Origin of the sequence: Streptococcus parapneumoniae, assembly GCF_037076355.1 — a bacterium.
Lineage (GTDB): Bacteria > Bacillota > Bacilli > Lactobacillales > Streptococcaceae > Streptococcus > Streptococcus parapneumoniae.
This window is the reverse complement of record NZ_AP026968.1, coordinates 1,787,946-1,811,285: the sequence shown is the minus strand read 5'-3', so window position 1 is coordinate 1,811,285 and position 23,340 is coordinate 1,787,946. Positions and strand designations below refer to the sequence as shown.

The 23,340-nt window shown below is 39.8% G+C and carries 28 protein-coding genes and 1 pseudogene; 28 read left to right on the top strand and 1 reads right to left on the bottom strand.

Annotation, left to right across the window (positions count from 1 at the left end; all coding sequences use genetic code 11):
* Positions 1 to 48: 48 nt before the first annotated feature.
* Complete coding sequence (locus tag SP4011_RS09165) at positions 49 to 378, bottom strand: hypothetical protein (RefSeq protein ID WP_000132586.1); 330 nt, start codon at positions 376 to 378, stop codon at positions 49 to 51.
* A 295-nt stretch (positions 379 to 673) separates the two neighbouring features.
* Here SP4011_RS09165 and SP4011_RS09160 point away from each other — a divergent pair, with 295 nt between their 5' ends.
* The 28 genes and pseudogenes from SP4011_RS09160 (at position 674) to SP4011_RS09020 (ending at position 23,215) form a co-directional block, all read left to right on the top strand.
* Positions 674 to 1,411 (top strand): response regulator transcription factor, encoded by a 738-nt coding sequence (locus tag SP4011_RS09160; protein WP_338618937.1) that lies wholly within the window; start codon positions 674 to 676, stop codon positions 1,409 to 1,411.
* Positions 1,412 to 1,424: 13 nt separating this feature from the next.
* Positions 1,425 to 2,774: a sensor histidine kinase gene (locus tag SP4011_RS09155; RefSeq protein ID WP_338618936.1), complete on the top strand. Its 1,350-nt coding sequence runs from the start codon at positions 1,425 to 1,427 to the stop codon at positions 2,772 to 2,774.
* Between the two features lie 787 nt (positions 2,775 to 3,561).
* The gene (locus SP4011_RS09145) at positions 3,562 to 3,966 is read left to right on the top strand and encodes an immunity protein (protein ID WP_338618933.1); all 405 of its coding nucleotides are present in this window, start codon (positions 3,562 to 3,564) and stop codon (positions 3,964 to 3,966) included.
* 84 nt (positions 3,967 to 4,050) lie between these two features.
* Entirely contained in the window at positions 4,051 to 4,740 is a 690-nt protein-coding gene (locus tag SP4011_RS09140) for a lysostaphin resistance A-like protein (RefSeq protein WP_338618932.1), read from the top strand.
* 41 nt (positions 4,741 to 4,781) lie between these two features.
* Positions 4,782 to 5,030, top strand: a complete 249-nt coding sequence (blpZ, locus tag SP4011_RS09135) for an immunity protein BlpZ (RefSeq protein ID WP_119942870.1) — start codon at positions 4,782 to 4,784, stop codon at positions 5,028 to 5,030.
* A 29-nt stretch (positions 5,031 to 5,059) separates the two neighbouring features.
* Positions 5,060 to 5,671, top strand: a complete 612-nt coding sequence (locus tag SP4011_RS09130) for a CPBP family intramembrane glutamic endopeptidase (RefSeq protein WP_000394033.1) — start codon at positions 5,060 to 5,062, stop codon at positions 5,669 to 5,671.
* 160 nt (positions 5,672 to 5,831) lie between these two features.
* Positions 5,832 to 6,626, top strand: a complete 795-nt coding sequence (gene ccrZ, locus SP4011_RS09125) for a cell cycle regulator CcrZ (protein WP_000362999.1) — start codon at positions 5,832 to 5,834, stop codon at positions 6,624 to 6,626.
* On the top strand, positions 6,623 to 7,258 hold the full coding sequence (trmB, locus tag SP4011_RS09120) for a tRNA (guanosine(46)-N7)-methyltransferase TrmB (protein WP_338618929.1): 636 nt from the start codon (positions 6,623 to 6,625) through the stop codon (positions 7,256 to 7,258). Before ccrZ ends, trmB begins: the two co-directional genes overlap by 4 nt.
* Positions 7,259 to 7,384: 126 nt before the next feature.
* Positions 7,385 to 7,864 (top strand): ribosome maturation factor RimP, encoded by a 480-nt coding sequence (gene rimP / locus SP4011_RS09115; RefSeq protein WP_338620418.1) that lies wholly within the window; start codon positions 7,385 to 7,387, stop codon positions 7,862 to 7,864.
* Between the two features lie 43 nt (positions 7,865 to 7,907).
* Positions 7,908 to 9,044: a transcription termination factor NusA gene (gene nusA / locus SP4011_RS09110; protein WP_000032274.1), complete on the top strand. Its 1,137-nt coding sequence runs from the start codon at positions 7,908 to 7,910 to the stop codon at positions 9,042 to 9,044.
* 21 nt (positions 9,045 to 9,065) lie between these two features.
* Entirely contained in the window at positions 9,066 to 9,359 is a 294-nt protein-coding gene (gene rnpM, locus SP4011_RS09105; protein WP_000857562.1) for an RNase P modulator RnpM, read from the top strand.
* Positions 9,352 to 9,651, top strand: coding sequence for a YlxQ-related RNA-binding protein (locus tag SP4011_RS09100; protein ID WP_016399195.1), 300 nt, complete (start codon positions 9,352 to 9,354; stop codon positions 9,649 to 9,651). The genes rnpM and SP4011_RS09100 overlap by 8 nt, the downstream gene beginning before the upstream one ends.
* Positions 9,652 to 9,667: 16 nt before the next feature.
* On the top strand, positions 9,668 to 12,469 hold the full coding sequence (gene infB / locus SP4011_RS09095) for a translation initiation factor IF-2 (protein WP_338618922.1): 2,802 nt from the start codon (positions 9,668 to 9,670) through the stop codon (positions 12,467 to 12,469).
* A 166-nt stretch (positions 12,470 to 12,635) separates the two neighbouring features.
* A complete protein-coding gene (rbfA, locus tag SP4011_RS09090) occupies positions 12,636 to 12,986 on the top strand; it encodes a 30S ribosome-binding factor RbfA (RefSeq protein WP_001273601.1) in 351 nt (116 codons plus the stop codon).
* A 171-nt stretch (positions 12,987 to 13,157) separates the two neighbouring features.
* The gene (locus tag SP4011_RS09085; protein WP_338618915.1) at positions 13,158 to 13,661 is read left to right on the top strand and encodes a hypothetical protein; all 504 of its coding nucleotides are present in this window, start codon (positions 13,158 to 13,160) and stop codon (positions 13,659 to 13,661) included.
* A gap of 20 nt (positions 13,662 to 13,681) precedes the next feature.
* Positions 13,682 to 14,239, top strand: a complete 558-nt coding sequence (locus SP4011_RS09080) for a hypothetical protein (protein ID WP_000386258.1) — start codon at positions 13,682 to 13,684, stop codon at positions 14,237 to 14,239.
* A 12-nt stretch (positions 14,240 to 14,251) separates the two neighbouring features.
* Complete coding sequence (locus SP4011_RS09075) at positions 14,252 to 15,361, top strand: SPFH domain-containing protein (RefSeq protein ID WP_338618912.1); 1,110 nt, start codon at positions 14,252 to 14,254, stop codon at positions 15,359 to 15,361.
* Positions 15,362 to 15,727: 366 nt separating this feature from the next.
* Complete coding sequence (locus SP4011_RS09070; RefSeq protein WP_176139340.1) at positions 15,728 to 16,507, top strand: hypothetical protein; 780 nt, start codon at positions 15,728 to 15,730, stop codon at positions 16,505 to 16,507.
* 1 nt (position 16,508) lies between these two features.
* Positions 16,509 to 16,691 (top strand): hypothetical protein, encoded by a 183-nt coding sequence (locus tag SP4011_RS09065; protein ID WP_000522922.1) that lies wholly within the window; start codon positions 16,509 to 16,511, stop codon positions 16,689 to 16,691.
* A complete protein-coding gene (locus SP4011_RS09060) occupies positions 16,688 to 16,840 on the top strand; it encodes a hypothetical protein (protein ID WP_176139339.1) in 153 nt (50 codons plus the stop codon). Before SP4011_RS09065 ends, SP4011_RS09060 begins: the two co-directional genes overlap by 4 nt.
* A 116-nt stretch (positions 16,841 to 16,956) precedes the next feature.
* Positions 16,957 to 17,190 (top strand): DUF1858 domain-containing protein, encoded by a 234-nt coding sequence (locus SP4011_RS09055; protein ID WP_000368739.1) that lies wholly within the window; start codon positions 16,957 to 16,959, stop codon positions 17,188 to 17,190.
* Positions 17,190 to 18,525 (top strand): annotated as a pseudogene (locus tag SP4011_RS09050) (DUF438 domain-containing protein). Before SP4011_RS09055 ends, SP4011_RS09050 begins: the two are co-directional and overlap by 1 nt.
* A 9-nt stretch (positions 18,526 to 18,534) precedes the next feature.
* Positions 18,535 to 18,789: a DUF1912 family protein gene (locus SP4011_RS09045; protein WP_000119706.1), complete on the top strand. Its 255-nt coding sequence runs from the start codon at positions 18,535 to 18,537 to the stop codon at positions 18,787 to 18,789.
* 95 nt (positions 18,790 to 18,884) lie between these two features.
* Positions 18,885 to 19,280, top strand: coding sequence for a helix-hairpin-helix domain-containing protein (locus tag SP4011_RS09040; protein ID WP_218774485.1), 396 nt, complete (start codon positions 18,885 to 18,887; stop codon positions 19,278 to 19,280).
* A gap of 278 nt (positions 19,281 to 19,558) precedes the next feature.
* Entirely contained in the window at positions 19,559 to 20,119 is a 561-nt protein-coding gene (locus SP4011_RS09035) for a GNAT family protein (RefSeq protein ID WP_338618910.1), read from the top strand.
* Positions 20,119 to 20,697, top strand: coding sequence for an AAA family ATPase (locus tag SP4011_RS09030; protein ID WP_338618908.1), 579 nt, complete (start codon positions 20,119 to 20,121; stop codon positions 20,695 to 20,697). Before SP4011_RS09035 ends, SP4011_RS09030 begins: the two co-directional genes overlap by 1 nt.
* A gap of 243 nt (positions 20,698 to 20,940) precedes the next feature.
* Complete coding sequence (locus SP4011_RS09025) at positions 20,941 to 22,182, top strand: hypothetical protein (RefSeq protein ID WP_033676281.1); 1,242 nt, start codon at positions 20,941 to 20,943, stop codon at positions 22,180 to 22,182.
* Positions 22,183 to 22,213: 31 nt separating this feature from the next.
* Positions 22,214 to 23,215 carry a virulence RhuM family protein gene (locus SP4011_RS09020; protein WP_338618907.1) on the top strand — a complete coding sequence of 334 codons (1,002 nt, stop codon included), beginning with the start codon at positions 22,214 to 22,216 and terminating at the stop codon, positions 23,213 to 23,215.
* Positions 23,216 to 23,340: the final 125 nt, after the last annotated feature.

Below are 23,340 nucleotides of genomic sequence, written 5' to 3'. Positions count from 1 at the left end.
ATATTAAAAAAGAAGTTGAGTTCAGTTTGTCTCAACTTCTTTTATTTTCTACAGGATAATGGTTGGCCCGTAGAGACTCAACTTGGTCTTGACTTGGTCAAAGTGAAAGCGATCATAGGCCCGCCAAGCGGCGCGAGTGGGAGCATCTGGATCAAGAGCGCTGAGTCCCATGAGAAGACTGGAAGTCTGGTAAAATTTTTCCAGTTCAATCAAGACTCGATTATCCACTGTCTCAGCCTTTGCTAGAAAGCCAAGAATAGAGTTTAATTGCTCCTGAAAGCGGACGTCGTCAGCGGTTGCCTGTCTGCATGCTTGGTAGGCTTTGTTTAAGTCAGTAATCAAAGTCTGAGCTCTTTTGATAGGGTCTGTATCTGTCATGAGAATGCCTCCTTTAATCTGGGTGCCAGTCTTGTTTCTAGCAACTGTGTTTTGATACTGTTAGTCTATCACTTTTATCTCCTTTTTCACCTTCAAATCTTTAATTGTCCTTGAAATGTCTTGAATGGTACTGTTAAGATTTTATGATAAAATAGTGGTAAGATTATCATGCTTATTTGAGGAAGAAGCTACCTTTCAGGAGCGTTGAAGGCCTGTTTAGGATTTGGTGGACTTGTATCATAGTATTTTTGCTATCCTCTTTTTAGGAAGAAATCGAAACAAGGAGAGTAAGAAGATGAGAATATTTGTTTTAGAAGATGATTTTTCCCAACAGACTAGGATTGAAACGACGATTGAGAAACTTTTGAAGGAACATCATATCACTCCCAGTTCTTTTGAAGTTTTTGGTAAGCCAGACCAGCTGCTGGCAGAGGTGCATGAGAAGGGGGCGCATCAGCTATTCTTTTTGGATATTGAGATTCGAAATGAGGAGATGAAGGGTCTGGAAGTGGCTAGAAAGATTCGGGATCGAGACCCCTATGCCCTGATTGTCTTTGTGACGACTCACTCGGAGTTTATGCCCCTGTCCTTTCGCTACCAAGTGTCAGCTTTGGACTACATTGATAAGGCCCTTTCGGCAGAGAAATTTGAATCTCGTATCGAGACAGCCCTCCTCTATGCCAATAGTCAAGATAGTAAAAGTCTGGCGGAAGATTGTTTTTACTTTAAATCAAAATTTGCCCAATTCCAGCATCCTTTTAAAGAGGTTTATTATCTCGAAACGTCGCCCAGAGCCCATCGTGTTATTCTCTATACCAAGACGGACAGGTTGGAATTTACAGCGAGTTTAGAGGAGGTTTTCAAGCAGGAACCTCGTCTCTTGCAGTGCCATCGCTCTTTTCTCATCAATCCTGCCAATGTGGTTCGTTTGGATAAGAAAGAAAAACTTCTTTACTTTCCCAATGGTGGAAGCTGTATGATCGCGCGTTATAAGGTCAGGGAAGTGTCTGAAGCTATCAATAACTTGCACTAAGTGAGGTGATGTAATGGGAATAGCTTGGAAAATAGTTTATACATTTTTGATAGTTGGATTGGAGTTGTTTATATTTTTTAAGGTAGATGGAATTGGTCTCACTTTGGAGAGAGTTTTTAAGTCCTTTCTTTTTAAGATACTTTTGGCAGTTGCTTTTGTAACGATTAGCTATATAGTAGGAAATAATTACCTATCTTATTTTATGGACCCCTTGTACGGCATAGGCTTGTCTTTCTTATTGTTAAGAGGGCTTCCTAAAAAACTCCTTTTCTTTTATGGTCTCTTTCCAATGATATTGGTGAATCTCTTTTATAGAGGTATTTCTTATTTTGTGCTTCCATTTTTGGGACAAGGGCAAGTACATGATGATTACTCTTTGATTTGGTTGTGTATAATAATTTTCAATTTCTTCATTTCTCTAGCCTTTTTGAAATGGTTGAACTATGATTTTACTAGTTTGAGAAAGGAGATTCTCGATAAAGGTTTTCAAAAGTCCCTGACTAAGATTAACTGGATAATGGGAGCTTACTTTCTAGTCATGGAAAATCTGTCTTACTTTGAATATGTATACGATATCCAATCAAAGACTGTTCGCCATCTGATTCTAGTGTTTTACTTGCTCTTTTTTATGGGGATTATCAAGAAATTGGATACCTATTTGAAGGACAAACTCCATGAGAGACTGGACCAAGAGCTGGCCTTGCGCTACAGAGATATGGAACGCTATAGTCGGCATATAGAGGAGCTTTACAAGGAAGTGCGGAGTTTTCGCCATGACTACACCAACCTTTTGACCAGCTTACGTCTGGGCATTGAAGAGGAGGATATGGAGCAGATAAAAGAGGTCTACGACTCGGTCTTAAAGGATTCTAGTGAAAAATTGCAGGACAATAAATATGACCTGGGCAGATTGGTGAATATTCGTGATAAAGCCCTCAAAAGTCTTCTAGCAGGGAAATTTCTAAAAGCTAGGGATAAGAAGATTGTATTTAATGTCGAAGTTCCTGAGGAGATTCAGGTCGAAGGGATGAGCCTGCTTGATTTTCTAACCATTGTGTCTATCCTTTGTGATAATGCTATTGAAGCTAGTGTAGAAGCTAGTCAACCTCATGTTTCAATCGCCTTTTTAAAAAATGGAGAACAGGAGACCTTTATCATTGAAAACTCCATCAAAGAAGAGGGCATCGATATTTCTGAAATCTTCTCCTTTGGAGCCAGTTCTAAAGGGGAGGAGAGAGGAGTTGGTCTCTATACCGTCATGAAAATTGTGGAAAGCCATCCCAATACCAGTCTCAATACCACCTGCAAAAATCAAATCTTTCGTCAGGTTTTAACGGTTCACTTGTTGCCGGTTGATGATTAGAAGACTTGCGTAAAGAAGTACTGTATGCAGTTATCAATTAAAATGCCATAGTATTTAAGGTATCCTATATGAATAAGAAATCCTTTTTTATCATCTGTTCTACGTTGATCATAGCATCGAATCTTCTCATGATTTCCGTGGTGAATAAGGGAGAAGAAACGGGGAGTAATCTGTTTGTGATTGCTATAGCCTGTGTTATGTTACCATCCTTTTTATATGCGGTTGAGAACCGAATGGCTTCTTTAATTCGGACAGGGTCAGTAGCTTTACTCTTATTAACAGTATTGTCCTTAGTCCGTCTTATCAACAGAATAGAGAGGACGCCTGAAATTCTCAACATTATCATTACCCTCCTGGTTTTGGCAGGTGGGACAGCCTGTATACTGGTTGCAATCATGAGAATCTATCAGAACAGACGGAAGTAAGGCTGAATAGCTTTCGATTTTGTATTTTCACATTGTTAAGTTTCCTTAGGGCAAGTATGTTTTTCATGCTTGCTTTTTAAATTTTTTAACAATTCAAGATGTTTTGATGACCATTTGTGATTTGAGTGATCCAAGGTCAAAATAAGTGCTATACTAATAGTGTAAAGGTTGTAGCTCAACAAACATTTAGGAGGAAATTTTATGAAGAAAAAAATACTGATTATTTTCGTTCTATATCTAATCATGTCCATCTTTCTTTATCCGCTTAGGGAGAGTACTTGGTATCAGCTATTTTATACCATAGCCTATATGATTGCGGTTGTGATCTATTTTGCTTTAACTAAAAAGAAAGGAGCAAAGAAATGAAAACTTTTCTTGCTAAAAAACGGAACATCTTCCTTACGAGACTGTTCCTAGGTCAGTTGCCCTTGCTTGTCTCCACTTATCTATTTCTATCTCGTCAGTTTTTAAATTTTTCCTTGGTTTTCCAATTTCTTTTAGTGGTTATTAACTTGGCTTCTATTTTGGTCACTGTTTACCTCACTAGAGAAATGAGAATAAGAGAGTTTGAAGATGATGATTTGGTTAGTCCTAGAACCAATCAACTTATGTTCATTGGTTTGACAGGCTTTATGTCTATTATTTGTTTGTATAGGGGTATCACAGCAGGAGAATTTTATCAACAATTAATTGCCTATATTGGCGCTATTCTCTGCTTGCTTATCATGCTTCTACTCATTTGGGGCTTGAAGTATTATAAAAAGTAGCTTGTTTTATATGGGACTAACCTATGGTCTGGCAAGGGGAGGTACTAGGCTAGTCGTTGTCTTGTAGATAGTAGGAGGATTTCTATGAAAAAATATCCTATTCTTTTCAAAACGAGTGCCATTCTTTCTTATTTGTTTTTGTTTTTTGGCTTGTTTTGGACAACCCAATTTTGGAGCAATTATTGGGAGTTCTCGTCTTGGGTAGGAAATATTATCTGGATTCGAAACATCATCAGCCTTCTCTTTATCGGCTTGATGGTTTGGATTTTGGTCAGGTCGGGCCATGCTTATCTCTTTCGCATCCCTAGGAAAAAGTGGTTGAGCTATTCTGTTCTGACGGTGTTAGCCGCTGTTGTGCTGATATGCTTTAACTATCTGACAGCTAAACACGTTCAGGGAACCAATGAAGGTTGGAATTTGTTTATTGCCTATAGTGAGACCAATTTTGCGGAGTTTGGTGTTTACCTAACCTTAATCGTGCTAGGACCTCTGATGGAAGAATTGGTGTGTAGAGGACTGCTTCAACATGCCTTCTTTAAGAATTCGAGGTGGGGGCTGGATCTTCTCTTTCCGTCATTCTTATTTGCCTTGCCCCACTTTTCTAGCTTACCAAGTCTCGCAGATATTTTTGTCTATACGGCAGTGGGCTGTCTATTTGCCTGGCTAACACGTTATACGAAGAGTATCTATCCTTCTTATTCGATTCATATTGTTAATAATATCATTGCAAACTTACCATTTTTGCTCACTTTTCTACATAGGGTCTTGGGGTAAAAAAACAAAAGGCTTGCTTTTCAGCCATAGAGGAGGTTATCATGTATAAACACTTATTTTTCCTAGATTCAAAAACCTTAGACTGGTTGACACCTTATATTCTGGTCTTGGCTTCTGACACCATTGCCTTTAATGTTTTTGTGCTAACCTTTGTATCTGTTGTGATGTTTTATTTTCTGAATCCCATGCTATCTTTAATGGCTATATTCTTAGGAGCTGGCTATGTGGTTGGATTTTGGTTACTAAAATGGTTTGTTTTGGAAAGGCTAGAACTAAAGAATGACGCGTAGGAAGTCTGTTTGGTGAGGAGGATAATTTTATGGAGTTTTTTGATAAATTTCATGCCTTGTGCTTTGGATTTTTAGTACTAATAATCGTCATTACAGTTCCTTATACGATTAACCATGGGGACTTTTTTCAAAATGAATTTGCATTGATTCTTGTAAGTCTTCTAGTAACCTCGCTGAGCGTTGCTTATGCTAGAAAGTTTGATATGATTTCTTTTGGGATGTTAAGCAAGAAAGACCTTTTGCTTTTCATTGCAATCTTTCTTCTAAGTGTACTTGAGACGCTGGTTTATATTCATTTCTTCGCTATTTCTTCTGGCGCAGGAGTTCAACACTTGGCGGAAGTCAGCAGAGGAATTTCTCTGTCTTTGATTTTGACTTCCTCAGTTTTTGGCCCCATCCAGGAGGAACTCATTTTCAGAGGACTTCTTCAAGGTGCGGTTTTTGACAATTCTTGGTTAGGGCTTGTGCTAACTTCCTCTCTCTTTTCTTTTATGCATGGTCCTTCTAATGTCCCTTCGTTTATTTTTTATCTACTTGGGGGCTTGTTACTGGGATTTGCTTATAAAAAGAGCCAAAACCTATGGGTTTCTACTCTAGTTCACATGTTTTACAATGCTTGGCCACTCTTATATTATTTATAAAAATCATGAAAGGTAAGCAGAAGACGGTGCTTGCCTTTTTCTTTCTATAATGATACCCAAGCCAATCCAGAGGCTTTTCTTTGAGAATCGGGTGTGGAGCGGTTGACGAATAGGCCAAAAACTAGTAGAATAGTAAGGAAACTTTATACGGAGGAAAGAAATGGATTTGGGTGATAATGAGCTAACACTGACTCCCATACCTGGGAAAAGTGGCAAGGCTTATATGGGTAGCTATCCTGATGGGAAGCGCATCTTTGTAAAAATGAACACCTCTCCAATCCTACCTGGTCTAGCTAGAGAACAAATTGCTCCACAATTATTATGGAGTCGCCGTTTGGCAGATGGGCGTGATATGTGTGCTCAAGAATGGTTGACAGGCAAGATATTGACCCCCTATGATATGAATCGTAAGCAAATTGTCAATATTTTAACCCGCCTTCATCGCTCACGTCCTTTGATGACACAGTTGAGTCGTTTGGGATATGCCATGGAAACACCTGTAGATTTACTGCAGTCTTGGCAAGAAACGGCTCCAGATGCCTTGCGTAAAAATCATTTTATCAGTGAGGTGATGGCTGATTTACGTCAAACTATTCCAGGATTTAGGGAGGACCATGCGACCATTGTCCATGGAGATGTACGACATAGTAATTGGATTGAGACAGACAGTGGCTTGATTTATTTGGTAGATTGGGATTCGGTTCGCTTGACCGATCGCATGTTTGATGTGGCCCATATGCTCTGCCATTATATTCCAGAACATCAGTGGAAGGAATGGTTGACCTACTACGGCTATAAGTACAATCAAACGGTATTAAATAAATTGTATTGGTACGGTCAATTGTCTTATTTGAGCCAGATTTCCAAGTATTATATGAACCAAGATTTAGAAAATGTCAATCGGGAGATCCATGGCTTGCGTCACTTCCGAGACAAGTATGGAAAGAGAAGATGAGAGTTAGAAATCGTAAAGGGGCGACAGAATTACTAGAGGCAAATCCCCAGTATGTGGTCCTCAATCCCTTAGAAGCCAAGGGGAAATGGCAGGATTTGTTTGGCAATGACAATCCCATTCATGTGGAAGTTGGAAGTGGAAAGGGTGCCTTTGTTTCAGGTATGGCTAAGCAAAATCCTGACATCAACTATATCGGGATTGATATTCAAAAGTCTGTTTTGAGCTACGCTTTGGACAAGGTGCTTGAAGTTGGAGTGCCTAACATCAAGCTCTTGTGGGTAGATGGTTCTGACTTGACTGACTACTTTGAAGACGGTGAGATTGATCGTTTGTATCTGAACTTTTCAGATCCTTGGCCTAAAAAACGCCATGAAAAGCGTCGTTTGACCTACAAAACCTTCTTGGATACCTTCAAACGTATCTTACCTGAAAATGGAGAAATTCATTTCAAGACGGATAACCGTGGCTTGTTTGAGTACAGTTTAGTGAGCTTTTCTCAGTATGGCATGAAGCTCAATGGTGTCTGGCTTGATTTACATGCCAGTGATTTTGAAGGCAATGTCATGACAGAATACGAGCAAAAATTCTCCAATAAGGGGCAAGTTATCTACCGAGTTGAGGCAGAATTTTAAGAAATAGCCTGAAATCAGGCTGTATAAGTGCTTTTGCTTTACATAAGTTAGCAAATGTGCTATACTAAGGGTAAGAATATGAGAAAGAGAGGCGGGGAAATATCTTCGCCTCTTGCTTATGAGGAGGTGGACGCAATCGCAACAATCGTAGAATTAGTCAGAGAAGTTGTAGAACCTGTCATTCAATCACCTTTCGAACTCGTGGATATCGAGTATGGAAAGATTGGCAGTGACATGATTCTCAGTATTTTTGTAGATAAACCTGAAGGAATTACCTTGAACGACACGGCAGACTTGACAGAAATGATCAGTCCTGTCCTAGACACCATCAAGCCAGATCCCTTCCCAGAACAATATTTCCTAGAAATTACCAGTCCAGGCTTGGAACGTCCTTTGAAAACCAAGGATGCCGTTGCTGGAGCGGTTGGGAAATACATCCATGTCGGGCTCTACCAAGCCATCGATAAGCAAAAGGTCCTTGAAGGAACCTTGTTGGCCTTCGAAGAGGACGAGTTGACTATGGAATATATGGACAAGACGCGTAAGAAAACTGTCCAAATTCCATACAGTTTAGTATCAAAAGCACGTTTAGCAGTTAAATTATAGAAAAAGAAAGGATAGCTTTTGAGGATTCAAAAGTGAAGAAAACATGAGTAAAGAAATGCTAGAGGCCTTCCGCATTTTGGAAGAAGACAAGGGAATCAAAAAAGAAGATATCATCGACGCAGTAGTAGAGTCGCTTCGTTCCGCTTATCGCAGACGCTATGGTCAATCAGACAGCGTAGCTATTGATTTCAACGAAAAAACAGGTGACTTTACAGTTTATACTGTCCGTGAAGTGGTTGATGAAGTATTTGATAGCCGTTTGGAAATCAGCTTGAAAGATGCTCTTGCCATCAATTCAGCCTATGAACTTGGTGACAAAATCAAGTTTGAAGAAGCGCCTGCTGAGTTTGGTCGTGTAGCAGCCCAATCTGCCAAACAAACCATCATGGAAAAAATGCGCAAGCAAACACGTGCCATCACTTACAATACTTACAAAGAGCATGAACAAGAAATCATGTCTGGTACTGTAGAACGCTTTGACAACCGCTTTATCTATGTCAACCTTGGCAGCATCGAAGCCCAATTGTCAAAACAAGACCAAATCCCTGGTGAAGTTTTTGCTTCTCATGATCGTATCGAAGTCTATGTTTACAAGGTTGAAGACAACCCTCGTGGTGTCAACGTCTTTGTTAGCCGTAGCCATCCAGAAATGATCAAACGCTTGATGGAGCAAGAAATTCCAGAAGTTTATGACGGAACTGTTGAAATCATGAGCGTGGCTCGTGAAGCTGGTGACCGTACCAAGGTTGCCGTTCGCAGTCATAATCCAAACGTGGATGCTATCGGTACAATCGTTGGACGCGGTGGAGCCAATATCAAGAAAATCACTAGCAAATTCCACCCAGCTCGTTACGATGCCAAAAATGACCGTATGGTACCAATCGAAGAAAACATCGACGTTATCGAGTGGGTAGCAGATCCAGCTGAATTTATTTACAATGCCATCGCTCCTGCAGAGGTTGACCAAGTTATCTTTGACGAAAACGACAGCAAACGTGCCTTGGTGGTTGTTCCTGATAACAAGCTTTCTCTTGCTATCGGTCGTCGTGGGCAAAATGTTCGCTTGGCGGCTCACTTGACTGGTTACCGTATCGATATCAAGTCTGCTAGCGAATTTGAAGCCATGGAAGAAGCTGGTTCGGTAGATTTGGAAGCAGAAAACGATACTGTAGAAGAATAAAAGCTGCTAGAGGAGGGAAAGATGAAAACGAGAAAAATCCCTTTGCGCAAGTCTGTTGTGTCCAATGAAGTGATTGATAAGCGGGATTTGCTCCGCATTGTCAAAAACAAAGAAGGACAAGTATTTATCGATCCGACAGGCAAGGCCAATGGCCGTGGCGCTTATATCAAGCTAGACAACGCAGAAGCCCTAGAGGCGAAAAAGAAGAAGGTCTTTAACCGCAGCTTTAGCATGGAAGTGGAAGAAAGCTTTTATGACGAGTTGATCGCTTATGTGGATCACAAAGTGAAAAGAAGAGAGTTAGGACTTGAATAAGCAAAAGATAAGCAATCTCTTGGGGCTTGCTCAGCGAGCAGGGCGGATCATATCGGGTGAGGAATTGGTGGTTAAGGCCATTCAAGACGGCAAGGCCCAGTTGGTCTTTCTAGCCCATGATGCTGGACCCAATCTGACCAAGAAGATTCAAGATAAAAGTCATTATTATCAAGTAGAAATTGTAACCGTGTTTTCAACACTGGAATTAAGCATAGCAGTCGGAAAATCGAGAAAGGTTTTGGCTGTAACAGATGCTGGATTTACAAAGAAAATGAGGTCTCTTATGGAATAGAAGAGGAGGACATGATTTGTCTAAGAAAAGATTGTACGAAATCGCAAAAGAGCTTGGAAAAGAAAGTAAAGAAGTTGTAGCGCGTGCAAAAGAGTTGGGCTTGGATGTGAAAAGCCACTCATCAAGTGTGGAAGAATCTGTCGCTGCAAAAATTGCTGCTAGCTTTAAGCCTGCAGCTGCTCCGAAAGTAGAAGCAAAACCTGCAGCACCAAAAGTAAGTGCAGAAAAGAAAACCGAAAAATCTGAGCCAGCTAAACCAGCTGTAGCTAAGGAAGAGGCAAAACCAGCTGAGCCAGTCGCTCCGAAAACAGAAAAAGTAGCGGCTAAACCGCAAAGTCGTAATTTCAAGGCTGAGCGTGAAGCACGTGCCAAAGAGCAGGCAGAACGACGCAAGCAAAATAAGGGCAATAACCGTGACCAACAACAAAACGGAAACCGTCAGAAAAACGACGGTCGTAATGGTGGGAAACAAGGTCAAGGCAACCGCGACAATCGTCGCTTTAATGACCAAGCTAAGAAGCAGCAAGGTCAGCAAAATCGTAGAAATGAGCGCCGTCAGCAAGAGGACAAACGTTCAAATCAAGCGGCTCCACGTATTGACTTTAAAGCCCGTGCAGCAGCCCTAAAAGCAGAACAAAATGCAGAGTACGCACGTTCAAGTGAGGAACGCTTCAAGCAGTATCAGGCTGCTAAAGAAGCCTTGGCTCAAGCTAACAAACGCAAGGAACCAGAGGAAATCTTTGAAGAAGCGGCTAAGTTAGCTGAACAAGCGCAACAAGCACAGCAAGTTCAAGCAGTGGTTGAAGTCGTCCCTGAGAAAAAAGAACCTGCAGTGGATACACGTCGTAAAAAACAAGCTCGACCAGACAAAAATCGTGACGATTATGATCATGAAGAAGATGGTCCTAGAAAACAACAAAAGAATCGAAGTAGTCAAAATCAAGTGAGAAATCAAAAGAATAGTAACTGGAATAACAACAAAAAGAACAAAAAAGGCAATAACAAGAACAACCGCAATCAGACTCCAAAACCTGTTACGGAGCGTAAATTCCATGAATTGCCAACAGAATTTGAATATACAGATGGTATGACCGTTGCGGAAATCGCAAAACGCATCAAACGTGAACCAGCTGAAATCGTTAAGAAACTTTTCATGATGGGTGTCATGGCCACACAAAACCAATCCTTGGATGGGGAAACAATTGAACTCCTCATGGTGGATTATGGTATCGAAGCTAAACAAAAAGTTGAAGTGGATAATGCCGATATCGAACGTTTCTTTGTCGAAGATGGTTATCTCAATGAAGATGAATTAGTAGAGCGTCCACCAGTTGTAACTATCATGGGACACGTCGACCACGGTAAAACAACACTCCTAGATACCCTTCGTAACTCTCGTGTTGCGACAGGTGAAGCGGGTGGGATCACTCAGCATATCGGTGCCTACCAAATCGTGGAAAATGGTAAGAAGATTACCTTCCTTGACACACCAGGACACGCGGCCTTTACATCTATGCGTGCGCGTGGTGCTTCTGTTACCGATATTACTATCTTGGTCGTAGCGGCAGATGACGGGGTTATGCCTCAGACTATCGAAGCCATCAACCACTCAAAAGCGGCCAACGTTCCAATCATCGTAGCCATTAACAAGATTGATAAACCAGGTGCTAACCCAGAACGCGTTATCGGTGAATTGGCAGAGCATGGTGTTATGTCAACTGCTTGGGGTGGAGATTCTGAATTTGTTGAAATCTCAGCTAAATTCAACCAAAACATCGAAGAATTGTTGGAAACAGTCCTTCTTGTAGCTGAAATCCAAGAACTCAAGGCAGACCCAACAGTGCGTGCGATCGGTACAGTTATCGAAGCACGCTTGGATAAAGGAAAAGGTGCGGTCGCAACCCTCCTTGTTCAACAAGGTACCTTGAATGTCCAAGACCCTATCGTTGTCGGAAATACCTTCGGTCGTGTCCGTGCCATGACCAACGACCTTGGTCGTCGTGTTAAGGTTGCAGGGCCATCAACACCAGTTTCAATCACAGGTTTGAATGAAGCGCCGATGGCGGGTGACCACTTTGCCGTTTACGAAGATGAAAAATCTGCGCGTGCAGCCGGTGAAGAGCGTGCCAAACGTGCCCTCATGAAACAACGTCAAGCTACCCAACGTGTCAGCCTTGAAAACCTCTTTGATACCCTTAAAGCTGGTGAGCTTAAGTCAGTTAACGTTATCATCAAGGCCGATGTACAAGGTTCTGTTGAAGCCCTTTCTGCCTCACTTCAGAAAATCGATGTGGAAGGTGTTAAAGTTACCATCGTCCACTCAGCGGTCGGTGCCATCAACGAATCAGACGTGACTCTTGCCGAAGCTTCAAATGCCTTTATCGTTGGTTTCAACGTACGCCCTACACCACAAGCTCGTCAACAAGCAGAAGCTGATGATGTAGAAATCCGTCTCCACAGCATTATCTACAAGGTTATCGAAGAGATGGAAGAAGCCATGAAAGGGATGCTTGATCCAGAATTCGAAGAAAAAGTTATCGGTGAAGCAGTTATTCGTGAAACCTTCAAGGTGTCGAAAGTGGGAACTATCGGTGGATTCATGGTTATCAACGGTAAGGTTACCCGTGACTCTAAAGTCCGTGTTATCCGTGACGGTGTCGTTATCTATGATGGCGAACTCGCAAGCTTGAAACACTACAAAGACGACGTCAAAGAAGTTACAAACGGTCGTGAAGGTGGATTGATGATCGATGGCTACAATGATATCAAGATGGATGATGTGATTGAGGGTTATGTCATGGAAGAAATCAAGAGATAATAGAGAAACGATAGCTCATTTGACTCGTCGTCAACAGCGCCTTGATGAACCCTCAGTTCTATCTAAGGCTTGTTTCCTAGATTCAAATGGCTCTAGTTCCTCTATCTAATAAAAATAGCTAGGTCTGCTGGCCTAGCTTTTGGTTCAAAGTAGAGAAAGGAATATCATGGCAAATCATTTCCGTACGGATCGTGTGGGCATGGAAATCAAGCGTGAAGTCAATGAGATTTTGCAAAAGAAAGTCCGTGATCCGCGTGTCCAAGGCGTGACCATCACAGATGTTCAGATGCTGGGTGACTTGTCTGTTGCCAAGGTTTACTACACCATTTTGAGTAACCTTGCTTCAGATAATCAAAAAGCCCAAATTGGGCTTGAAAAAGCAACTGGTACCATCAAACGTGAACTTGGTCGCAATTTGAAATTGTACAAAATCCCAGATTTGACCTTCGTCAAAGACGAGTCCATCGAGTATGGAAACAAGATTGACGAGATGCTACGCAATCTGGATAAGAACTAAGAAGAGGGGCAACCCTCTTTTTTGGTGGGTGAAAATAGGTGGAATTTGAAATGGGAAAATATTCTTTTAAAAAAGGGATTCTGTATTTTTAAATGTTAGCTAATCAGAAAATGCTTTTTTTTTTTAGGAAATATGATATGATGATTTCATAAATAAAAGGAGATTCTATCAATGAATAATATAAAAAAAGTTTGTCGTTTAGCTTTGCTATGTCTTTCCGTCTCTACTCTAGTTGCTTGTAGTTCTCTTTCTGACAAAACAAGCAGCTCTTCTAGTGAGAATCAAACAGAAGCTTCATCTAGTGGTTCTGAGAAGAAAGGATTGTTTGCCAAAGCAAAAGAAAAACTCAGTTCAAGCGATTTTAACCCACAAGATGTTAGTGATACGACAATTGAGTCTATAAAAACCTATGAAGATTACTTGATTATGAATGAGAAAATAATCGATAATTACTATACAGAAGCAGACGAAGCCTTTAAAGGAACTGTTTTAGAAGATAGCGCTGCTATCCAAGAACTAAAAGATAGCACTAAAAAAGAAATGGAAGATCTGAAAAAACAATATGGTCCACTAAAGAAAGCACCGATTCAAGGGAAGGAAGAAGTGATTAAGACTCTAAAAGATTATCGTGATAATCTACATGAGCAAGTGGAGCAGTGGAAAGCTAGTCTTTAATAGGAAGAGTGGGGTTCAAGATGGATTATCAATTATTGCCACATGAATACATGGTTATGAATAGTGACCATGTGAGTTTTGGGAAAAATGGTTTGTCTACAGATGAATTAATTTTAACGAATCTACACTTAATATATATCAAAAAAGGTTTGTGGGGAGGAAAAAAAGATCAAGTTACCATACCCATTAACCAGATTAAAATTTTTGAAGGGAAACCTCAAGTTTCAGTAACCAAAACCAATGGTGTGAAACGGCTGGAAATTTATTATAATGGCGGACAAGCTATCTTTGCATTTAATAATACTAAGGATACTGACAAATGGGCTAGGAACATTATTAAATTGATTTCAGGTGATACAAGTAATTTTGAAACCTTGGGAGATAGTAGCTTGTTTGGAGCAGATGTTTTGGCAGAAACATTTAAGGATACATTTGACACTTTTAAAGCAGGGCTTGGGATTAAGGATGCAGAGCCAGAAAAGATTTCAACCAAGTGTAGCTTTTGTGGAGCACCTTTGTCAGGTCAAGTGAAGCAAACAGTAAGATGTGCCTATTGTGATATGGAGCAGAGTTTATAAGGGGGCAATTAGATGGGGTTGATAAAAGCAATCACAGATTCTATTGGTGGGACATTTGCAGATCAGTGGAAAGAAATTATCACAGTTCAAGCTTTTGATGAACATACAGCTGTAAGTCCAGGTATTGTTCAAGAAAGTAATAATGGTAGGGGTGTCAATACGAAGGGATCTGTAGGTGTTATTTCGAACGGATCCAAGATTTTTATTCCAGAAAATACTGCAGCCTTTATCTTTAGTCAGTCTGGTATCGAGGAAATTGTTACAGAACCAGGTGGATATGAATACCAAAATGGTGAGAGCAGTGTTTTTAATGGTGATGGATTGAAAAAGTCACTGTTTGACAATGTTGTTAATCGTGTTGGATTCGGTGGTCAAAGTGATCAGCAAAAACAGATTTGTTTTGTTAATTTGAGAGAAATTCGTGATATTAAATTTGGGACTCGCGGTCCAGTCATGTATAATGATTTGTTTTATGGGACAGATTTAGAAGTACGTGCTTTTGGAACATTTTCTATCCAAATTACAGATGCTAAGCAATTTATCAGAAACTTTCTTCCTGCCAATGTGACTTATTATACCTTTGATAGCGCTCAAGCTAGATCACAAATAGTAACAGAATTTCTTCAATCTTTTATTGTTGCACTTAATTCTTTGTCAACAACTTATCGTATTTCACAATTACCCTCACAAGCTGCAGTTCTTGCAGAACAAGTATCAAATGATGGACAGTATGCAGGGACTTGGAAAGAACGTTTTGGATTTGAGATTGTAAAAGTTGCCATTGCTAATATTGAGTTCTCACCAGAATCTAAGGAATTGGTTAAACAATTTTCATCAAATAAGATGAATTTAAAAGCTTATGATGATGTATCGCAGAAAGCTTCTAATATTGCAGCACAACAAAAAATTGCATCAGGAGTGGAGCAACATGGTCTAGGTGATAGTGCTGGAATGATATTTGGAATGAATATGGCTCAAAGTTTAGATGAAAAAGCCATGAAACCAAGTCTATCATTAGATGAGCAAATCGAAGCACTTACAAAACTAAAATCTCTTTTAGATGCAGGTATATTATCTCAGGAAGAATTTGATCGAAAGAAAAAAGAAATTATGGATTTATAAGATGAATCTCGAAAGTTCATAGTTATACTCAATGAAAATCAAAAAGCAAACTAGGAAGCTAGCCGCAAGCTGTACTTGGGTACGGTAAGGCGACGCTGACGTGGTTTAAAGAGATTTTCGAAGAGTATTAGTGTGTATTCAAGGAACATTTTAGGTGAAACAATAATAGACTATCGTTCACAGATAGAATATCATGTTGTAAAGGTAGGAGTTGAATATTCTAGCTGTCTCTACAAAGACTATTAAAAATCTTTAACAAATAAGTTGCTAAGGAGTTTTTGAAAATTTTTGAGGAGAATTTGAAACATACTTTAAAAGAGTATGCTATCATGGAATATAACTTACAGAAGTAAAAGGAGTTTGTATATGGCTGAACAAGACTTAGCTATGCAAGTATTGCAACAAGTGGTAAAACTACCAGTTGTTAAGGTTGATCGTTCGAAATTTTTAGTGGATAAGTTTTCCAAAGAATTGGATCCACAGGACATTCCTACCTTATTGGAACAAGGTCCAACGACTCTTCTATCTCAAGAAATCTTAGATCGTGTAGCTAATGCTTGTATTCGGGATAATGTTTTATTGGCGAGTGGAACGTCTGTTGTTGCAGGATTACCAGGAGGGATTGCTATGGCAATTACCATTCCAGCGGATGTGGCTCAATTTTATGCTTTTTCTCTAAAATTAGCCCAAGAATTAGGTTATATTTATGGTTATGAGGATCTTTGGACTTCACGCTATGAGTTGAGTGAAGATGCTCAAAATACCCTCTTGCTTTATCTAGGTGTCATGTTGGGGGTGAATGGAACCGCTGCTTTGCTACGTGCAGGTGGTATAACAATTGCCAAACAGGTAATGAAAACAGTACCTAATAAAGCTGTAACAAAGACGCTTTGGTACCCTATTTTGAAAAAAGTCTTAAAAATATTTGGTGTGAATCTGACCAAGGGAGGGCTGGCCAAAGGAATGGGGAAATTTATTCCTATTTTGGGAGGTATCATTTCAGGTGGTTTAACCTTTGCAACTATGAAACCGATGGGTGAAAGCTTGCAGAAAGAATTATCCAAGCTAGTCAACTATAGTGAAGTTCAATATCAAGAAGATGTTGAAACAATCCGAAAAGAGGCTGAAATCATCGAAGGAGAGTAATATGGGACTCATAAAAATTCTAGCTAAAACTTATGGGAATTACTTTTTGACCATGCAAGGTGTAAAAGTAATGAAAACGATAAAGAAAGATGACCACGCCGTTGTCGGTCTGGGAAAACTTTTTATTGCAGATAAGCTAATGGATACGGCTCGGTGGCTCATCAAGCCAGAGGAGAGAGAATGAAATTTTTTTGGGGTCTTCTTGCTATTATTTTTATTAAACCGATTATTGGGATTGTGAAATTCTTTTGGATGATTATCTCTTTTGCAGTCCAATTGCTGTTTTACAATCTATTATTTAAGATATTGGATTGGCTCTTTAAACTTTTTTAGGTCTTAATTCATATTTCAGAGAACTAGCAAGGTATGTACTGCTAGTTTTTTAATCTCTCTCCATATGGTATAATATAAGCAGTAAAATCATTTTAGAACATACAATGGAGGTCGTCATGGACAATATCATCGATGTGTCAATTCCCGTTGCAGAAGTGGTGGACAAGCATCCAGAGGTCTTAGAGATTCTAGTGGAGTTGGGTTTTAAACCCCTTGCTAATCCCTTAATGCGCAATACAGTTGGTCGTAAAGTATCGCTCAAACAGGGTTCTAAGCTTGAAGGAACCCCTATGGACAAGATTGTCCGCACGCTGGAAGCAAACGGCTACGAAGTGATTGGGTTAGACTAATGGCAGATGAACGGATTCATATCCTACGGGATATTTTGTTAGAATTGCACAATGGCGCCTCTCCTGAGTCGGTTCAGGAGCGTTTTGATGCGACCTTTACGGGTGTGTCAGCCATCGAGATTTCCCTTATGGAGCACGAACTGATGAACTCAGACTCAGGTGTCACCCTTTGAAGATGTCATGGAACTCTGTGATGTCCATGCCAATCTTTTTAAAAATGCTGTTAAGGATGTCGAAGTAGAGGATACCGAGCATCCAGGTCACCCAGTTCGGGTCTTTAAGGAAGAAAATCTGGCCCTCCGTGCGGCCTTGATTCGCATTCGGAGATTGTTAGATACCTATGAGTCCATGGAAGATGAAGAAATGCTGGCGGAGATGCGTAAGGGTTTGGTGCGTCAGATGGGACTTGTGGGGCAATTTGACATCCATTACCAACGTAAAGAAGAACTCTTCTTCCCTATCATGGAGCGCTATGGACACGATTCACCTCCGAAAGTTATGTGGGGAGTGGATGATCAGATCAGGGAACTCTTTCAAACAGCTCTAATGACGGCTAAGTCACTACCTGAAGTGCCGATTTCCACTGTAAAAGAAGATTTTGAAGCCTTTGCGACAGAGTTTGAAAGTATGATTTTCAAGGAAGAGTCCATCCTTCTCATGATTCTCCTTGAGTCCTTTACTCAGGATGACTGGCTTCAGATTGCGGAGGAGAGCGATACCTACGGCTATGCCATCATCCGTCCGTCTGAGAAATGGGTGCCAGAACGCCAGAGTTTTGTTGAGGAAAAGAGTACAGAGGAGTCTGTACAGCTAGATACGGCAGAGGGGCAAGTTCAGCAAGTTATCGATACGCCAGAAGGCCAGTTTACCATTACCTTTACCCCTAAGGAAAAGGAAGCAGTGTTGGACCGCTATAGTCAACAGATTTTTGGGAATGGCTATCTCTCGGTCGAGCAGGCCAATCTCATCCTCAATCACCTCCCTATGGAGATTACCTTTGTCAATAAAGATGATATTTTCCAGTATTACAATGACAATACGCCAGCTGATGAGATGATTTTCAAACGGACGCCGTCCCAAGTCGGACGCAATGTTGAACTTTGTCATCCACCTAAGTACTTGGACAAGGTCAAAACCATCATGAAGGGACTTCGTGAGGGAAGCAAAGACAAGTATGAAATGTGGTTCAAGTCTGAGTCGCGAGGCAAGTTTGTCCACATCACCTACGCAGCAGTACACGATGAGAACGGGGAATTCCAAGGCGTGCTGGAGTATGTTCAGGATATTCAGCCCTACCGTGAGATTGATACGGATTATTTCCGTGGATTAGAATAAGGAGAAAAAATGAGTTACGAACAAGAGTTTATGAAGGAATTTGAAGCTTGGGTCAATACCCAAATCATGATCAACGACATGGCGCATAAGGAAAGCCAAAAAGTCTACGAAGAGGACCAAGACGAGCGTGCCAAAGATGCCATGATTCGCTACGAAAGCCGCTTGGATGCTTATCAGTTCTTGCTTGGTAAGTTTGAAAATTTCAAGGCAGGTAAGGGATTCCATGATTTACCAGATGGCTTGTTTGGTGAGCGAAATTATTAAACGAGATAGATTCTTGATTTTTTACTAAAATCTTGATAGAATATTTATATTAAATCCTTGTCAGAACAGGGGTTTTTTATTGAAAGGATTTTATCATGTCAAAGAAACTCAATCGTAAAAAACAATTACGAAATAGCCTCCGTCGTGCAGGTGCTTTTTCAAGTACTGTGACGAAGGTTGTAGAAGAGACAAAAAAAGTCGTAAAACGTGCAGAACAGTCAGCAAGCCAAGCTGGTAAGGCTGTTTCTAAAAAAGTTGAACAAGCAGTAGAAGCTACCAAAGAGCAAGCTCAAAAAGTAGCCAATTCTGTAGAAGATTTTGCAGCAAACTTGGGCGGACTTCCACTTGATCGTGCCAAAACTTTCTATGATGAAGGAATCAAGTCTGCGTCAGATTTTAAAAACTGGACTGAAAAAGAACTCCTTTCCTTGAAAGGAATCGGCCCAGCTACCATCAAGAAATTGAAAGAAAATGGCATCAGGTTCAAGTAATTTTTCTTGTGCCTTGCATTTCCGAAAAAATCTTGCTACAATAAAGCCATCAGAGGTGTTTTGAATCCCACATTTTACAGAAAGTGGCGGTGCTGAGAAGTCCACAAATGTGTCAAAACTGGTTGCTGATGGATGAAAATGAAATAAAATTATGTCTTTTTATTTTAAAGACAAGAGTTGCGGGCCTTGCCCGAAATTGGGTGGTACCGCGGATAAACACATTCGTCCCTGTCATGTAGATGGCAGGGGCGATTTTTTGTAGAAAGCGAGGTATAAGGATGACAATAACTGAACTTCCAGAACAATTAGAAACCGAACGACTCGTCCTACGAGTTCGTACAGTGACTGACGCCGAAGATATTCATGCCTACGCTAGTCTCCCAGAGGTCGCCTATCCAGCAGGATTTCCGCCCGTCAAGACCTTGGAAGATGAGATTTATTATCTGGAGCATATTCTTCCAGAACGCAATCAAAAGGAAAATCTCCCAGCTGGCTATGGGCTTGTCGTCAAAGGGACTGATAAAGTCATTGGTTCTGTTGACTTCAACCATCGCCATGCGGATGATGTGCTAGAGCTTGGTTATACCTTGCATCCAGACTATTGGGGTCGTGGTTATGTGCCAGAAGCAGCTCGTGTATTGATTGATCTAGCTTTTCGAGAACTAGGTCTTCATAAGATTGAGCTGACTTGCTTTGGTTACAATCTCCAAAGTAAACGAGTCGCAGAAAAACTTGGATTTACCCTCGAAGCTCGAATAAGAGACAGAAAGGATGTTCAAGGAAACCGCTGTGACAGTCTGATATATGGTTTGCTGAGAAGTGAGTGGGAGGTGATTTAATGCATCTTTTCATCATTGGTGCTCCGGCTTCTGGGAAAATGACGATTGGTCAAGAGTTATCTCGACTGACGGATGCTACCCTATTTTATAACCATCAAGCCATCGATTTTGCACTAGAAATCTATCAGGACTTTACAGAGGAAATGTGGGAATTTGTTCGTGGAATGACCTTTTCTTTCCTTGGAGCAAGTGTAAGAAATCAGCGATCAGTAATTTTAACAGACGTAATTGATTTTTCAAATCAGTACCAGCTGTTGTATTTGAAGCAAATTCAGGATTTGTTGGATGACTATCATCAAGAGATTCTTTTTGTGGAGTTGGAAACAAGTCTTGAGGAGCGCTTACATCGAAATCGAACGGAGAATCGATTAAAGCACAAACCTTTAAAACGACATATTGAGGTATCTGAAAGAGAAATTTTAGAGACAGCTGAAACCCTTCAATTAAATTCCCAACATCAACCGAATGAGTTGCACCACTACTTTAAAATAAATAATACGAGTTTGACTGCAAAAGAAGCTGCTAAGCAGATTCAAGATAAAATGAATACAATAGAGAAAGGACACACACATATCTAAACAACTTCATGAAGACGTTCTCAAGACTCAAGAAGTTCAAAAGTCTCAACCTTTTTCGTTCGTGATTCTACCACCAAACGTAACTAGAAAACTCTACCTTAATCACACCTAGGGTACAACCTTCAAAGCAAATGAATCACAAAGAAGCTGAGATTTACCATTAAAACCTGTATTCGAGGCTGTAAGAATATTCAATACAGTTGAGATAGGACCTATTGAAGAATGAGTTAGAGGAGAAAATAGATGGCTAAAAAGAAAAATAGAAAAAAAGAATTAAAACGCCAGCAAAAGTTGGATATCAAAGTTATTTCTGAAGAAGAGGCTGCTTGGACAGAAATCATGGCCAAAAATCCAACTTTTGTAGAACGTCGTACCATTCAAAATTTCGATGAACTACATACAGCAGTGATGCAATATGCTGATGAACACGGAGAGTATCCAGATGTTCAGCTAATCAATTACCAACTGAAAAATAGGACTTTTGATTGGAATCAGGATCATGCCATATTTAGAGAAGCTATGCATACTCCGAATACACAGAAGCGAAATAAACTGTTAAAGCAAGTTTTAAAAATAAATCCAGATTATTTTGCTGCTGATTTTCATTTATTCTTATCAGAAGTTGAAGATTTTGATTTGTCAACTTTTAAAAAAGTATTGGATTTTGAAGTTCTAGTTTTAGAAAAATGGAAAATGAATGGATACAATAGTTGGAATTATTTTGAAGCCCGCCCTATCCTGTCTGCTCTGATGTTTCTGATTGAGTATCATATGAAGGAGAACTTCAATTCTAAGGCTATAGAATTGATTAACCTATATTTGAGTAAGCGACCAGACCGTTTTCCTCCTAATTTTGTCTTCTGTATGCTTTCCTTGTATCATATTACTGGTCAGGAACTAAAGGTTGAGCGTTTCTATCGTGAAGAATTGAATAAAGGGAAACGGGATGATACGATTCTTATTCATGCCATCATCTCTGCTTTTTCTCAAGGAAAAATTGAGGAAGCAAGTCAGCTATTTGCAAAATTAGTGGAAATCAATGATGAAGCTGTTGAATTCTTTATAGAGGAAGATTGGCAATTCAAAGTTATAGATATAGAAGATCAAGAATGCTATTGTCCAAATTCAGTTGAATCGCTACAAGCTAGTTTGTATCCTCTGTTTGATTATTTACTAGAAAATATTATTTTAACAAAATTTCTAACAAACGAGGCCAAGAAGTTCTGTCGTAAACCAGTATTTTCGAATCATTCCAGTATGATAAGAAATTTATCCAAGGTAAACGACTGGTACGCCTTTATGAGCGAGGAAAAAATGAAGGGAATTCGGATGGATTTTGTTCACATCTTTGTTGAAAATGGGATTCGTAGGTCTTCAGATTTCAAAAAATGGACTGAAAAAGAAGTTCTTGCTTTGAAGGGGATTGGTCCCGTAACCGTTAAAAAGCTGAAAGAAAACGGCATAAAGTTTAAGAAAGAGAAGTAATTGTTTATGGAAGGGGGGAGGTGAAATTGTCTTGAATGAAATTTCTAATTTCATCCTGTATACTACACCAAATGGCGACGTTCAGCTAGATATCCTTTTACAAGATGAAAATCTTTGGTTGACTCAAAAAGGTCTTGCAGAGCTCTTTGGAGTTGAACGAAGTGTCATTACAAAGCACTTAAAAAACATTTATGATAGTGGTGAGTTGGATAAGGTGTCAACTTGTGCAAAATTTGCACAGGTTCAACAAGAGGGGAATAGAGCTGTTCGGCGTGAACTTGAATATTACAATCTGGATGCTATCATTTCAGTTGGCTATCGCGTAAATTCCAGCAAGGCTACTCAATTTAGAATTTGGGCAACCAAGACCTTGAAAGAATTTATCATCAAAGGTTTTGTTTTAGATGATGAACGCTTGAAACAAGGACAGACAGTTTTCGGACAAGATTATTTCCGTGAACTTTTAGAACGAATTCGCTCTATTCGTTCTAGCGAGCGCCGAATCTATCAACAAATCACGGATATCTTTGCTGAATGTGCCATAGATTATGATCAAAACTCAGATATTACTAAAAATTTCTATGCTATGGTGCAAAATAAATTTCATTATGCAATTACTGGAAGTACTGCTGCAGAAATTATCTATCAGCAAGCCGATGCTAGTAAAGAAAAAATGGGATTAACTACTTGGAAGAATGCACCTGATGGACGAGTTCTCAAATCAGATGTAACGGTAGCCAAAAATTATTTGCAAGAAAAAGAAATTCGACAACTAGAGCGAACTGTTACAGCCTATTTTGATTATATTGAGGGTTTGGTTGAGCGCCGTAATACTTTTACAATGCGAGGATTGGCAGATAGTATTGATCGTTTTCTATCTTTTAATGAGTACGAAATTTTAGAAGGAAAAGGAAGTATTTCCAAGAAACAAGCAGACTCAAAAGCCATCCAAGAGTATGAAAAATTTAACCGAACTCAAAAAATTCTATCGGACTTTGATAAACATATTCTGAAGATAATGAGAGAAAGTTAATGTAAAATTTTTATATAGTTTCTTTTTTGCTAATAGAAGATACTGAAAAAATCAGATGTGCTGAATCAAGGCCTATCTTCTACATACTAATTTTATTTAAAGATATTAACTAGAAAGGACAATCA

Excerpts from the sequence above, each read along its gene's own strand:
- SP4011_RS09165 (WP_000132586.1), bottom strand. The coding sequence starts at position 378 with ATGACAGATACAGACCCTATCAAAAGAGCTCAGACTTTGATTACTGAC.
- SP4011_RS09160 (WP_338618937.1), top strand. The coding sequence starts at position 674 with ATGAGAATATTTGTTTTAGAAGATGATTTTTCCCAACAGACTAGGATT.
- SP4011_RS09155 (WP_338618936.1), top strand. The coding sequence starts at position 1,425 with ATGGGAATAGCTTGGAAAATAGTTTATACATTTTTGATAGTTGGATTG.
- SP4011_RS09145 (WP_338618933.1), top strand. The coding sequence starts at position 3,562 with ATGAAAACTTTTCTTGCTAAAAAACGGAACATCTTCCTTACGAGACTG.
- SP4011_RS09140 (WP_338618932.1), top strand. The coding sequence starts at position 4,051 with ATGAAAAAATATCCTATTCTTTTCAAAACGAGTGCCATTCTTTCTTAT.
- blpZ (WP_119942870.1), top strand. The coding sequence starts at position 4,782 with ATGTATAAACACTTATTTTTCCTAGATTCAAAAACCTTAGACTGGTTG.
- SP4011_RS09130 (WP_000394033.1), top strand. The coding sequence starts at position 5,060 with ATGGAGTTTTTTGATAAATTTCATGCCTTGTGCTTTGGATTTTTAGTA.
- ccrZ (WP_000362999.1), top strand. The coding sequence starts at position 5,832 with ATGGATTTGGGTGATAATGAGCTAACACTGACTCCCATACCTGGGAAA.
- trmB (WP_338618929.1), top strand. The coding sequence starts at position 6,623 with ATGAGAGTTAGAAATCGTAAAGGGGCGACAGAATTACTAGAGGCAAAT.
- nusA (WP_000032274.1), top strand. The coding sequence starts at position 7,908 with ATGAGTAAAGAAATGCTAGAGGCCTTCCGCATTTTGGAAGAAGACAAG.
- rnpM (WP_000857562.1), top strand. The coding sequence starts at position 9,066 with ATGAAAACGAGAAAAATCCCTTTGCGCAAGTCTGTTGTGTCCAATGAA.
- rbfA (WP_001273601.1), top strand. The coding sequence starts at position 12,636 with ATGGCAAATCATTTCCGTACGGATCGTGTGGGCATGGAAATCAAGCGT.
- SP4011_RS09085 (WP_338618915.1), top strand. The coding sequence starts at position 13,158 with ATGAATAATATAAAAAAAGTTTGTCGTTTAGCTTTGCTATGTCTTTCC.
- SP4011_RS09080 (WP_000386258.1), top strand. The coding sequence starts at position 13,682 with ATGGATTATCAATTATTGCCACATGAATACATGGTTATGAATAGTGAC.
- SP4011_RS09075 (WP_338618912.1), top strand. The coding sequence starts at position 14,252 with ATGGGGTTGATAAAAGCAATCACAGATTCTATTGGTGGGACATTTGCA.
- SP4011_RS09070 (WP_176139340.1), top strand. The coding sequence starts at position 15,728 with ATGGCTGAACAAGACTTAGCTATGCAAGTATTGCAACAAGTGGTAAAA.
- SP4011_RS09065 (WP_000522922.1), top strand. The coding sequence starts at position 16,509 with ATGGGACTCATAAAAATTCTAGCTAAAACTTATGGGAATTACTTTTTG.
- SP4011_RS09060 (WP_176139339.1), top strand. The coding sequence starts at position 16,688 with ATGAAATTTTTTTGGGGTCTTCTTGCTATTATTTTTATTAAACCGATT.
- SP4011_RS09055 (WP_000368739.1), top strand. The coding sequence starts at position 16,957 with ATGGACAATATCATCGATGTGTCAATTCCCGTTGCAGAAGTGGTGGAC.
- SP4011_RS09045 (WP_000119706.1), top strand. The coding sequence starts at position 18,535 with ATGAGTTACGAACAAGAGTTTATGAAGGAATTTGAAGCTTGGGTCAAT.
- SP4011_RS09040 (WP_218774485.1), top strand. The coding sequence starts at position 18,885 with ATGTCAAAGAAACTCAATCGTAAAAAACAATTACGAAATAGCCTCCGT.
- SP4011_RS09035 (WP_338618910.1), top strand. The coding sequence starts at position 19,559 with ATGACAATAACTGAACTTCCAGAACAATTAGAAACCGAACGACTCGTC.
- SP4011_RS09030 (WP_338618908.1), top strand. The coding sequence starts at position 20,119 with ATGCATCTTTTCATCATTGGTGCTCCGGCTTCTGGGAAAATGACGATT.
- SP4011_RS09025 (WP_033676281.1), top strand. The coding sequence starts at position 20,941 with ATGGCTAAAAAGAAAAATAGAAAAAAAGAATTAAAACGCCAGCAAAAG.